The sequence below is a fragment of the Idiomarina fontislapidosi genome (assembly GCF_003226255.1).
Classification (GTDB): Bacteria; Pseudomonadota; Gammaproteobacteria; order Enterobacterales; family Alteromonadaceae; genus Idiomarina; species Idiomarina fontislapidosi.
Map to the genome: position 1 here is coordinate 299,405 of NZ_QJST01000001.1, position 11,873 is coordinate 311,277.

Below are 11,873 nucleotides of genomic sequence, written 5' to 3' on the forward strand. Positions count from 1 at the left end.
TATGGCAATGGTGGTGATTGAAGTCGCTTACGCGACGCCGGAGCGACAAGCTATCTTAACAGTCACTGTGCCTGAAGGCACCGATGTAAGAACCTGTATCGAACGTTCAGGGATAATGCAGCAATTTGCCGAAATTAATCTTGAAGAGCAAAAAGTTGGCATTTGGAGCAAGGCAACAAAACTCGATGCGCAACCACGGGATGGTGATCGCATTGAAATTTATCGTCCACTGATTGCGGATCCTAAAGCGATACGTAAAAAGCGGGCTGAGCGAGCAAAACAAGAAGGTCGTGCCGATAAAGTTACCGGCGGTCGACCGGACGCGAAACGTCGAACTAGCGAATAAGCTAAGTGGGAGTTGGGATGAAGCTTTTTATCATGCGTCATGGGCAAGCCGAACCGATGTCTGATCCTTGGCCGGATAGTGAACGTCGTCTGACTGACGATGGCATTATGGAAGTTCGACACGCCAGCGAGTGGTTGCAACAACAATGTGAACTGATTGAACAGTGCTATACCAGCCCGTATCAGCGCGCAAAAGAAACGCAGACGGTGATGAACGAGCGGCTAAATTGCCAGCAAGTTAAGGTATTGGATTGTTTGACACCCGAAAAACGTGTACACGAGACTGTGACTGAGCTCGCCGCCGAAATCGCCGTAGCGGGTGTGCAATCGGCGTTGGTGGTGACCCACATGCCTCTAGTCAGTTACTTGGTGGCTGAAATTGATAAAACACAACAGCCACCGATATTTTCGACCGCTGCAATTGCAGAAATCGAGTTTGATCCCAGCACTGGCGTAGGTCAATTAAAGCAGCTCATGCAACCCGAGCATTGCTGAGCCACTATTCAGGCGCTTTGAGCAGTATCAGCACCGCAGCATCACCGCCAAATGCTTTCGGTGCTTGATGAAACGCGCGCACGGCGGGATGCTGAATAAGCCAGTGTGGTAATTGTTTCTTGAGTATGCCAGTGCCATGGCCATGCATTACTGAACAGCACTGTACTAACTCTTTTTCGCAGGCGGCAAGCATGGCGGCGAGTTCATGTTTGGCCTGTGCTACGGTTAACCCATGTAAATCAAGTAGCATTTCTGGGGCATAGTCCCCGCGCCTTAACTGCTTAGCTAAGTAACTACTCTCTCCCGGCGCTGTGTAGGCCACCTTATCATCCCCTAAGTAACCTTCGAAGTTGTCAGAAAACGTGTCTCTCACAACATCCTGCACATCCTTTACCGCTTGCTTTTGACGGTTGTGGCGCTTTTGTTTGATTTTTTCATGTGCAGACAATGGTGCCACTTCATCGCTTTCGATCGGTTGAATACCCGCCATCGCCTGTCTAAACAAATCGCGCTCGTCGGTATCGAGCGCTGCATCATGGTCGTTGTTTTTTTTACTACTCGCTTTGTATTTTGAGGCCATGGTGGATGATTCCTAGCGCTGCTTAAGGTATCTTATACGGCAGTTAAGTATAACCGATTTACTAGCAGGGGATAAGTTTGGATTCAGAAGCCACTCAGCAAGCCATTAATGAACTGCATACGATTGATGACATTCTGCGTTGGAGTGTCAGTCAAATGGCACGTGCCGACGTTTATTTTGGTCACGGCTATGCGAATGCTGTCGAAGAGGCACGAGCACTGCTTGGACATATTGTCTCGTTGACGCCCGATGAACTCATCGATATGCGTCATTGTCGTTTAACGACGCAAGAAAAGCGCCAATATGTTGCGTTATTGCAGCGCCGTATCGCTGAGCGCACGCCGGCTGCCTATTTACTCAATGAAGCATGGTTTGCAGGCTTACCCTTTTATGTCGACGAGCGCGTTCTGGTGCCACGTTCGCCTTTTGCAGAGCTGATCGAACAAGGTTTTCAGCCATGGCTTACGCAAACGCCAACACGCGTATTGGATATGTGCACGGGCAGTGGTTGTATTGCGATAGCCTGTGCTTATGCGTTCCCAGACGCCGAAGTTGATGCAACAGACATTTCTGTCGATGCATTGGCGGTGGCAGAATATAACATTGCACAGCACGGTCTTGAGGCGCAAGTGACTCCGATTCAATCGGATATCTTTGCTGGTCTGCAGGGGCAACAGTATGATCTCATAGTGACCAACCCACCTTACGTTGACGCAGAGGATATGTCGGATTTACCCGATGAGTTTAGACATGAACCCGAGCTCGGACTTGCAGCGGGTGATGACGGTTTGAGCTTAGTCGACACGATGTTACTTGAGGCAGCCGATTATCTAACGGATAACGGTCTGTTGTTCTGTGAGGTGGGCAACTCCATGGCGGCACTTGATGACAAGTACCCTGAGACAGGCTTTATTTGGCTTGAGTTTGAGCGCGGTGGACATGGCGTTTTTGTATTGAACAAAGCACAGCTTGAACACCATCGTGCATGCTACGGTAACCTTTAGGAGTCAACCATGGCAGGAAACACGTGGGGCACATTGTTTACGGTAACCACCTTTGGTGAGAGTCATGGCGTGGGGTTAGGTGCGGTGGTCGATGGCTGCCCAGCTGGCATTGAACTCAGTCATGAAGATATTCAGCAAGCACTTGATCGACGTCGTCCCGGGACCAGTCGTTACACGACACAGCGACAAGAGCCGGACCAAGTAGAAATCTTATCGGGCGTCTTTGAAGGACGTACAACCGGCACCCCCATTGGTCTTGTGATTCGTAATCAGGATCAACGTAGCCAAGATTACAGTGCGATAAAGCAACAGTTTAGACCTGGGCATGCGGATTATACCTACCAGCAGAAATATGGTATTCGTGATTATCGAGGTGGTGGGCGTTCCTCTGCGCGTGAGACGGCAATGCGTGTCGCGGCGGGCGCCATTGCAGCCAAAGTATTAGCGCAAAAGGGTATTCATATTCGTGCCGCATTAACCCAAATGGGCGCGGTGAAAGCGCCGATTCAAGCCTGGTCCGCGGTTAACGAAAACGCGTTTTTCTGTGCCAATCCTGATGCGGTTGAGCCGATGGATGCGTTGATACGCGAGTTGAAAAAGCAAGGCGATTCGGTTGGTGCCCGCATCTATGTTGAAGCGCTCGGCGTTCCCGTGGGCTGGGGTGAACCGGTATTTGATCGTTTAGACGCGGATATCGCCAAAGCATTGATGAGCATCAATGCCGCTAAGGCGGTTTCAATTGGCGATGGCTTTGATGTGGTTACCCAACGGGGAAGTGAGCATCGTGATGAAATGATGCCTGATGGTTTTCAATCGAATCACGCCGGTGGCGTTTTAGGTGGAATTTCAACCGGGCAAACGGTGACTGCAGAGGTTGCGTTCAAGCCTACGTCGAGCATCAGCATCCCGGGGAAAACCGTGACAACCGACGGTCAACCTGTCGATATCGTGACAAAAGGGCGTCATGATCCCTGTGTCGGTATCCGGGCGGTGCCAATTGTTGAAGCCATGATGGCGTTAGTCTTAGTCGACCATTTTTTACGTGATAGAGGTCAGAATGCAGACGTCCAGCGTACCGAGCTGTGAGCATCAGTCACGTCACTATCAACAGTTAATCGATATTTTTAATCAGTGTTTTGCAAAGACTGAACAGACCGTGTTAGTAAAGGGCGACGATGAACCCTATTACCGCCCCGCAGCAGAGGGCGAGACCTATCATCAGGTGGTTTTTGCACACGGTTTTTATGCATCTGCATTGCACGAGGTCGCGCATTGGTGTCTTGCGGGTAAGGTGCGGCGACATATTTTTGATTACGGCTACTGGTATATCCCCGACGGTCGTGATCACGCACAGCAACAGCAGTTTGAAAAAGTCGAAGTAAAACCTCAGGCGCTCGAACAGTTATTTTCGTTGTGTGCCGGTGTGCCATTCCAAGTCAGCGTGGATAATTTATCGGGCATCGAAGTCGACCGTGAGGCTTTTGCTGCGAGAGTAAGCGATCAACTTTTCGATTTTATGCGTACTTCATTACCGACAAGAGCGAATGTTTTTGCTCAAGCATTATGTCGTTATTACCAACGACCCTGGCCTCCGGCTGAGGCGTTGGCACGTTAACATCGAGGAGGAATTATGAAACGCTATTTTGCTATGTTGATTGCAGTCATTGGTCTTGCAAGTTGCTCTACCATTGAAGGTATGGGTCAAGATGTTGAAGATGCAGGCGAAGCTATCGAAGAGTCTGCGGATGAAAATGGAGCTTAAATAACGCATGCAGTACAGCCGTCGTTTCTCGATTGGATTAGTCATTAACCCGTTTGCGGGGATAGGGGGCGCAGTCGCCCTAAAAGGTAGTGATGGCGAGCAAACACGCCAAAAGGCGCTTGCCTTAGGAGCAACACCAAAAGCTAACCAACGCGTCTCGACGGCGCTACGTGAGTTAAAGCAATTAGCTGACCAGGTTCATTTTATTACCGCTGCTGGCGCCATGGGTGCCGACGTGCTTGACGCGTTAGGCTTTAGCCACGACGTCGTTTATCAACCCAGTGCTGAACAAACTGAAGCCTCGGATACACAAGCAGCGGTTACAGCCATTCAGCAGCACCGCCCCGATGTCATTGTGTTTGCAGGTGGTGATGGAACCGCCCGCGATGTGTATCAAGTTATCGATGACGAACAGCTTGTGTTAGGCATTCCGGCTGGTGTTAAAATCCACTCGGGGGTGTATAGCATCAGCCCTAAAGCAGCCGCGCGCGTTATCGAAAACATGGTCAGTGGTGGGTTATCGAGCGTTCGCTATGCGGATGTGATGGATATTGATGAAGCGTTATTTCGACAAGGCACGGTCAAGGCAAAACGCTTTGGCGAAATGTTAGTACCTGACGAGTTGCAGTATATCCAAGCGGTAAAAATGGGTGGCAAAGAGAGCGATGAACTTGTTTTAGCCGACATGGCGGCTGAGATCGAGGAACGTCTGGACGATGAACATCTTATTGTCGGATCGGGCTCAACGATTAATGCGATCATGCAAGATATCGGCCTCGCTAATAGCTTGTTAGGTGTCGACTGGGTGCATGATGGTCAGGTGCTGGCTCAGGATCTCACTGAGGCTGAACTGTATCAACGGGTAACTGCCTTACCGCAGGGGCAGGTCAAGCTATTGGTGACCGTGATCGGCGGTCAAGGGCACGTTATTGGGCGTGGTAATCAGCAATTGAGTCCACGTGTGTTAGAAGCCGTTGGACGTGAGAATCTTTGGATTGTTGCAACGAAAACTAAACTGAAAGGTTTAGACGGACGTCCGTTACGCATTGATTCAGGGGATGAAGCGCTCGACCACGCATGGTCCGGTATGATTTCGGTCATAACCGGTTACCATGATGAAGTGGTCGTGCGTATTGAGGCGGTAGATTAAAACTGACGCTTAGGTAAGTGGACGACCAGTCCGTCGAGCGCTTCGGTCATTTCAATCTGGCAACTTAAGCGGCTGTTGTCTTCCGGCTCAATGGCCATATCGAGCATATCTTCTTCTTGTTCAGAGGCGTCTGGTAACTTGCTAAGCCATTCTTTATCAACATAAACATGGCAGGTTGCGCACGACAATACGCCGCCACATTCACCGACAATCCCATCAATAAAGTTTTCTGTCGCGGCTTCCATTACATTGGTACCGACATCAACTTCTGCTTCGTGTTGACCACCATCAGCATCAACAAAATATACGGTTGGCATCATTCATTCCTTTTACTGCATTCATAATTGTTGCTCGATAGGATAGAATACGCGGCTTTTAAGCTCAATCCAAAAATCGCATTTGTGGCACAAAAGGGTGGTAATCTCATGCAAGCAGTGGCGGCTTGGTTAGATAAGTGGTTTGGTTTTTACAGTCGTGGTAGCTCGATCAAAAAAGAAGTGATTGGCGGCGCGACGACGTTCCTCACCATGGCTTATATTATTTTCGTGAACCCTTCGATTTTGAGTGAAGCGGGCATGGACTATGGCGCGGTGTTTGTCGCAACCTGTCTAGCCGCGGCGATTGGCTGTTTTATTATGGGCTTCTGGGCAAACTACCCAGTGGCGCTGGCGCCCGGTATGGGGCTTAACGCATTTTTCACTTATTCCGTTGTAGGCGGTATGGGTTACGATTGGCAAACCGCGCTCGGTGCGGTGTTCTTCTCGGGGATTACCTTTTTCTTATTATCCGTTTTTCGTGTTCGAGAGTGGATAATTCAATCGATTCCTATGACGCTACGACGCGCAATAGCTGCCGGTATTGGTGCGTTCCTGGCATTGATTGGTCTAAAGAACGCGAACATCGTCGTGGCAAACGATGCCACCATTGTGACACTTGGCCACTTGGGTGACCCGTCGGTTATTCTTGCTGCATTTGGCTTCTTTACCATTATTGGTTTGGCGGCTCGCGGCGTACAAGGGGCTGCGCTGATGAGTATTTTAGCCATCACGTTAATCGCGTGGGTATTAGGCTACGTAGATTATACCGGAATCGCATCAATGCCACCGAGCTTAGCACCGACCTTCATGCAGATGAACATCGAAGCAGCATTCGACCTGGGTATGCTTTCGGTAATTTTTGCGTTCTTGTTTGTTGATCTATTCGACACATCGGGGACGCTATTAGCGGTCGCGCAGAAGGCCGGGTTAGCCAAGAAAGACGGCAGCTTACCACGCTTAGAACGCGCTTTGATGGCCGATAGTACGGCAACGGTGGCGGGTTCGATGATGGGGACATCAACCACCACCAGTTATGTCGAGTCGGCTGCAGGGGTTGCCTCGGGTGGTAAAACTGGCCTGGCTGCCGTGGTCGTCGGTTTGTTGTTTTTATTGGCTATGTTTTTCTCGCCGTTGGCGGGCATGATACCGCCATACGCGACAGCCGGGGCGATCATTTATGTCGCGGTGCTGATGCTGTTTACGCTGCAAGATGTCGATTGGAATGACATTACAGAGGCCGCACCGGTGATGGTGGTGTTATTGATGACGCCTCTCACGTTTTCTATTGCCGATGGTATTGCATTGGGCTTTATCAGCTATGTGGTTATTAAACTCCTCGCTGGGAAGAGCAAAGAACTGACGTTTAGCGTGATACTATTGGCACTATTGTTTGTAAGTAAATTCATTTGGTTGGGGTAACAGATTATGGGTTGGCACTCAAATAGAGAGTTTTTTGTTTCTTGGGAAGAACTACACCGCGCTACACGTGAGCTGGCGCACCGTCAGTTACCCGCTGAGCAATATAAGGGCGTGATCGCGGTCAGCCGCGGTGGTTTGGTGCCCGCAGCGATCATCGCGCGTGAGCTTAACCTTCGCACCGTTGATTGTGTGGCGGTGAGTTCTTATGCGCACGATCAGCAAAAAGATGACTTGGCGTTGCTAAAAGACGTATCAGCGACCGAAGACGGCGAAGGCTTTCTGGTTGTAGACGATTTGGTCGATACGGGTAACACATTAAAGTTCTTGCGTAAGCGTCTACCTAAAGCAAAATTTATTACGGTTTATGCCAAACCGGCTGGCATTGACTTAGTTGATGATTATGTGGCCGATCTCGAGCAAGAGACTTGGATCCACTTTCCGTGGGATATGCACTTGCATTACATTGAGCCATTGGCGGGTCAAGAAAGCTAAGAACATAAAAAACCCCGCGTCTGCGGGGTTTTTTGTAGGCTTTTATGCGTTGCGTAGTGTCTGGTTTAAAAACCCTAACACATCTGTAATCGGCATTTTTTGCTTGTCACGGTCGCTGCGCGATTGGTACTCGACCATTTCTTCGTCGAGGTTACGCTCACCAATGACAATTTGATGCGGCACGCCGATAAGTTCCATATCGGTAAACATCACACCTGGACGTTCTTTGCGGTCATCGAATAGCACATCAAAGCCCGCATCGCGTAGCTGTTGATAGAGGTCATTAGCTACTTTTTGTACGCGTGCAGATTTATGCATATTCATCGGTACAATGGCTACTTCAAATGGAGCGAGCTCCGTTGGCCAGTTGATACCGCGGTCATCGTGAAATTGCTCAATCGCTGCAGCGACAACACGCGAAACACCGATACCGTAACAGCCCATCGTTAAGGTCTCGTGCTTGCCCGTTTCTGACAACACGCCCACTTTCATGGCGTTGCTGTATTTCTTACCTAGCTGGAAGATATGACCCACTTCGATACCGCGAGCTATTTGCAAGGTACCTTTGCCACATGGACTTGGATCGCCAGTCACCACGTTACGAATATCTTCAACTGCTGAAATACTCGCATCACGGTCCCAGTTTACGCCCGTGAGCCACTGACCTTGTTTGTTTGCACCGCAGGCAAAGTCTGCAAGAGCGGCCGCGCTGCGATCAACGATTACCGGCATTGATGCGTTAACAGGACCAATGAAGGCTGCGTGACAGCCCATCAGTTTCTCACTATCAAGCACCTGTAATGGTGTAGCTACTTGCGGTAACTTTTCTGCTTTAATGGTGTTGAGTTCATGGTCAGCTCGCCAAACCAGCATCACGGCTTCAGACTCAACATCATCACTGGCTTTCACCAGTGTACATTGCACAGCTTGTTGCGCATCAACGGCCAATGGCTGAAGAAATGCACTCACTTCGTGGCCTGTCACATCATTAACTTGCTTGTCTTGGCTCGGTGCTGCGCGCTCACCAGAAGGAGCGAGCGCTTCGGCCATCTCAACGTTGGCTGCATAGTCAGAACCATCAGAGAAGGCAATCGCATCTTCGCCTGAGCCTGCCAATACATGAAACTCATGTGAAGCATGTCCGCCGATTGTTCCGGTATCGGCGATAACCGGTCTAAAGTCCAAACCGAGACGTTGGAAGATACGACAATAAGCGTCATACATCTCATCATAGGCTTGTTGCAGTGATTCATCGGTTAAATGGAAAGAGTAAGCATCTTTCATCATGAACTCACGTGCACGCATCACGCCAAAACGTGGGCGAATTTCGTCACGGAACTTGGTTTGAATTTGAAATAATGTAAGCGGTAATTGCTTATAGCTGCTGACTTCTTTGCGCACCAGTTCACTGATAATTTCTTCGTGAGTGGGGCCGAGTAAGAAATCGCGCTCATTGCGGTCTTTAATACGCAACAGTTCAGGGCCGTAATCATCCCAGCGTCCAGACTCCTGCCATAAGTCAGCAGGTTGAACCATCGGCATTAAGATCTCAAGTGCGTTGATACGTTCCATTTCTTCACGTACTACACGCTCAACTTTTTTAAGTACACGCAGACCTGTTGGTGTCCAGGTGTAGAGTCCCGCTGCCACTTTTCGGATCATGCCGGCTCGCAGCATAAGCTGATGGCTGACAATTTCAGCATCAGAAGGCGTTTCTTTTAATGTAGATAGCAAATATTGACTGCTGCGCATGGTCAAACAATCTCTATGTCAGTTAAACAAAATCGGGGGAAGTTTAACAGCCTATCTGCAAGCAACAAAGCCTTTTACCGACAATAGCTGACAATTTTTTCAACCGTGACTTGGTCGTCTCGCACATGCCAATGAATATCTAAATCATAAAGTCGACTGGCATACATCTTACTATCGGTCTTTTGTTTTTTATAGGCAGGCCGAGCGTCGAAGCAGAGCAGCTCTTGGATGAGATCGCGCAGCTGTGGGTAGCTATCGTTGCACTGTGTAATGAAATCATCTGCACTCGCACTGAACGTCACAGATAAGCTCGGAGCAGGCGCTTCTGGGGCCAATGCGCTGGTGGCATCGTCAATTGCATCGCAATAGGGGATATAGGGTTTGATATCAATAATCGGTGTGCCGTCAACTAAATCGGCGCCCGCGACGACTAAATGAAAGTAGGGCTCATGTTTAACCGCTAAAAGCTTTACAGCAGAAAGTCCAATGTTGTTTGGTCGGAACGGCGAGCGTGTCGCAAATACCCCGAGCTTCTGGTTACCGCCTAGGCGAGGGGGGCGAACTTGGGCCTGCCAAGTCGCGCTGCTGTTGTGATGAAACTCAAACAACAGCCATAGGTGGCTGTGTTGTTCTATACCCTTGAACGCCGCGGCATGATCGTAGTCACCGCAGGGCCTAATGATGCCCTCGGCATGCGTGGCAAGCCCGGGTTGGCGAGGCACACTGAACTTTTCGGGATAAGGGGTATGGATGTGGGCAATGGTAAAAGGCATTTGGCTATTTGTCATTTCCGTTAACTATTAGTGAATTTAACTAAATAGTTGTTATCGATTGAAGAACTTATCCTCTGTTAAACCAACGTATTTTTTATAACTTGCTGTATTTAAAGTAAAAAACTCTGTTGGCACAGGCTTTGCTAAATCTTAACTACAGGATAACTGTTTAATTCGACGCGACCACGTTGTTAGGACCGTCAACGATAAAAATAGCATAGAAAGGGAACCAACATGATGAAAAATAAAGTGTGGCCAATAGCGATTTGTTTGGTAGGTGGACTTACAGTGACCTCCGCTGCATGTGCTCAAGACGTTGTTAAGCGCTCGCACACGTTCAACGTATCGTCAGAGACTACGCTAAACATTGAAGCAGCAGTAGGGACCGTTGAGTTTGTTAAAGGCGATATCAACTCGCGCGTTGTGGAGGTTGAGTTGGTGATTGAAGCCAGTGAAGACAGCTTTTTCTACGGAGGTGGCGATATCAATCGTGTGCACCTTGAGGCAGACCAACACGGTGACGAACTCGAGTTGAGTATTGAGCCAGATGATGAAGAAGTTGAGGTCACTTGGCGTGTCACATTACCTAAAATGCGTAGTATCGATGCCGATTTAGGCGTGGGTGAAATGTCAGGTGATGTATATACCACGAATGCAACCTTTGAAGTCGGCGTGGGCGAAATCGACCTTATGTTTCATGGCAGTGATGTGGATAAAGTCAAAGCCGAGGCAGGAATCGGTGACACCCGTATCCGCGGTTCAGTGCGAGGCGATTCGCACAGCGAGCGTGTATTGATGACTTCCGAGAGCGAGCTTGCAGGTAGCGGCGAGTATCGGGTTAAGGCAGAAGTCGGCGTAGGTGATATTACACTCGACTTTAAAGAACTTAATTAAAGCGATGGGTCAGCAGCGGTTACCGTTTAGGTGCCGCTGCCTGACCAAAACAACTGACTGAGGTATAGCAGCGCGAGCTTGCGTCTGTCGGAAGATTAAAGCATTGCAAACCAAAGACATGGGTCGCGCCAAAGCGAGCAGCATCTTCGCGCAGCGCATGCTGAGCGTCGCTTGCAGAAGCCGCAGGTTCCTCAAAACCAAGCTGACAACTGTCACCTGTGACAACACTCAGCAACTTAAACGCCGATGACGAGCTAAACGGCTGTGTCCGTAGCTCAACCTCAGTGGTGGAAACGTCGGTCGTCTCTACTGTGTCACCTGAGCCCATCGGCCATTGAACAGATGAACATCCCATTAATAAAGTGCCGCAGCAGGCTGTGGCTAATAATGTGCGATAGAACAACGAACGTCTCCTAGTGAATTATTTTTCTTACTTTATCAAAAATTCCTCTAATGAACGACCATTGTCAATGGCGTTTTGTAATGCTTTTGGCATGCGACCTTGGCCTGTCCATGTTTTAGTGTCGCCATTTTCATCTTTGAATTCGTATTTAGGTGGCTTAGGTGCGCGTTTACGTTTTGGTGAGGCTAACTTATCACCACCAATTTCATCCTCTAAAATGTCAGAAATATCGATGCCTGCTTCTTGCATGCTACGTTTTAATTCTGCAATTTTTTCACGTTTTTCTTCAAGCGCTTTTTCTTGCTCTAGCGCTTCTTCTTCACGTTTGCTGATGACATTGTCGAGTTTTGTTTTAATCTCGTGAAGCTCATTCAGATCTAATTCTTTTAAAGCGGCATTTAAACGACGTTCGTGCGTAATGATATTAATAAATTCACTCATGGGCGTTCTCCAATAATTAATTATTTGCGTTAGCTTTTATAAAATA

The 11,873-nt window shown here is 48.9% G+C and carries 16 protein-coding genes; 10 read left to right on the top strand and 6 right to left on the bottom strand.

Annotated features, from left to right (window positions below):
• Window position 1: 1 nt before the first annotated feature.
• Together DFP83_RS01450 and sixA are read left to right on the top strand one after the other, a co-directional pair.
• Window positions 2-346 carry an RnfH family protein gene (locus tag DFP83_RS01450; protein WP_110572447.1) on the top strand — a complete coding sequence of 115 codons (345 nt, stop codon included), beginning with the start codon at window positions 2-4 and terminating at the stop codon, window positions 344-346.
• A 17-nt stretch (window positions 347-363) separates the two neighbouring features.
• Window positions 364-840 carry a phosphohistidine phosphatase SixA gene (sixA, locus tag DFP83_RS01455; RefSeq protein ID WP_110572449.1) on the top strand — a complete coding sequence of 159 codons (477 nt, stop codon included), beginning with the start codon at window positions 364-366 and terminating at the stop codon, window positions 838-840.
• Window positions 841-844: 4 nt separating this feature from the next.
• On the opposite strand, the gene smrB is transcribed toward sixA, so the two are convergent.
• A complete protein-coding gene (smrB, locus tag DFP83_RS01460; protein ID WP_110572451.1) occupies window positions 845-1,420 on the bottom strand; it encodes an endonuclease SmrB in 576 nt (191 codons plus the stop codon).
• A 77-nt stretch (window positions 1,421-1,497) separates the two neighbouring features.
• Between smrB and prmB the strand changes: the two genes are divergently transcribed.
• From prmB to DFP83_RS01485, 5 genes are read left to right on the top strand one after another with little or no spacing between them, the layout of a single operon-like run.
• The gene (prmB, locus tag DFP83_RS01465; protein WP_110572453.1) at window positions 1,498-2,424 is read left to right on the top strand and encodes a 50S ribosomal protein L3 N(5)-glutamine methyltransferase; all 927 of its coding nucleotides are present in this window, start codon (window positions 1,498-1,500) and stop codon (window positions 2,422-2,424) included.
• A 9-nt stretch (window positions 2,425-2,433) separates the two neighbouring features.
• On the top strand, window positions 2,434-3,510 hold the full coding sequence (gene aroC, locus DFP83_RS01470) for a chorismate synthase (protein WP_110572455.1): 1,077 nt from the start codon (window positions 2,434-2,436) through the stop codon (window positions 3,508-3,510).
• A complete protein-coding gene (locus DFP83_RS01475; protein ID WP_110572456.1) occupies window positions 3,482-4,039 on the top strand; it encodes an elongation factor P hydroxylase in 558 nt (185 codons plus the stop codon). Before aroC ends, DFP83_RS01475 begins: the two co-directional genes overlap by 29 nt.
• A gap of 15 nt (window positions 4,040-4,054) precedes the next feature.
• Window positions 4,055-4,186, top strand: a complete 132-nt coding sequence (locus DFP83_RS01480; protein WP_083405101.1) for an entericidin A/B family lipoprotein — start codon at window positions 4,055-4,057, stop codon at window positions 4,184-4,186.
• Window positions 4,187-4,193: 7 nt separating this feature from the next.
• Window positions 4,194-5,336 (top strand): ATP-NAD kinase family protein, encoded by a 1,143-nt coding sequence (locus DFP83_RS01485; RefSeq protein WP_110572458.1) that lies wholly within the window; start codon window positions 4,194-4,196, stop codon window positions 5,334-5,336.
• Here DFP83_RS01485 and DFP83_RS01490 read toward each other — a convergent pair.
• Window positions 5,333-5,656, bottom strand: a complete 324-nt coding sequence (locus DFP83_RS01490; RefSeq protein WP_338067687.1) for a 2Fe-2S iron-sulfur cluster-binding protein — start codon at window positions 5,654-5,656, stop codon at window positions 5,333-5,335. The genes DFP83_RS01485 and DFP83_RS01490 overlap by 4 nt on opposite strands.
• 105 nt (window positions 5,657-5,761) lie before the next feature.
• Here DFP83_RS01490 and DFP83_RS01495 point away from each other — a divergent pair, with 105 nt between their 5' ends.
• Complete coding sequence (locus tag DFP83_RS01495; RefSeq protein ID WP_110572462.1) at window positions 5,762-7,072, top strand: NCS2 family permease; 1,311 nt, start codon at window positions 5,762-5,764, stop codon at window positions 7,070-7,072.
• 6 nt (window positions 7,073-7,078) lie between these two features.
• Window positions 7,079-7,564 carry a xanthine phosphoribosyltransferase gene (gene gpt, locus DFP83_RS01500; protein WP_110572464.1) on the top strand — a complete coding sequence of 162 codons (486 nt, stop codon included), beginning with the start codon at window positions 7,079-7,081 and terminating at the stop codon, window positions 7,562-7,564.
• Between the two features lie 42 nt (window positions 7,565-7,606).
• Here the strand turns inward: gpt and DFP83_RS01505 are convergent, their stop codons facing one another.
• Window positions 7,607-9,316: a proline--tRNA ligase gene (locus DFP83_RS01505; protein WP_110572466.1), complete on the bottom strand. Its 1,710-nt coding sequence runs from the start codon at window positions 9,314-9,316 to the stop codon at window positions 7,607-7,609.
• Between the two features lie 74 nt (window positions 9,317-9,390).
• Window positions 9,391-10,104: a tRNA (N6-threonylcarbamoyladenosine(37)-N6)-methyltransferase TrmO gene (gene tsaA / locus DFP83_RS01510; RefSeq protein WP_110572468.1), complete on the bottom strand. Its 714-nt coding sequence runs from the start codon at window positions 10,102-10,104 to the stop codon at window positions 9,391-9,393.
• A gap of 219 nt (window positions 10,105-10,323) precedes the next feature.
• Here tsaA and DFP83_RS01515 point away from each other — a divergent pair, with 219 nt between their 5' ends.
• Window positions 10,324-10,983, top strand: coding sequence for a hypothetical protein (locus DFP83_RS01515; RefSeq protein WP_110572470.1), 660 nt, complete (start codon window positions 10,324-10,326; stop codon window positions 10,981-10,983).
• Between the two features lie 19 nt (window positions 10,984-11,002).
• Here DFP83_RS01515 and DFP83_RS01520 read toward each other — a convergent pair whose 3' ends face one another.
• Both DFP83_RS01520 and DFP83_RS01525 read right to left on the bottom strand, forming a co-directional pair.
• Window positions 11,003-11,386, bottom strand: a complete 384-nt coding sequence (locus tag DFP83_RS01520) for a hypothetical protein (protein WP_110572472.1) — start codon at window positions 11,384-11,386, stop codon at window positions 11,003-11,005.
• Window positions 11,387-11,413: 27 nt separating this feature from the next.
• Window positions 11,414-11,827, bottom strand: coding sequence for an H-NS histone family protein (locus DFP83_RS01525; protein WP_110572474.1), 414 nt, complete (start codon window positions 11,825-11,827; stop codon window positions 11,414-11,416).
• Between the last annotated feature and the right edge of the window lie 46 nt (window positions 11,828-11,873).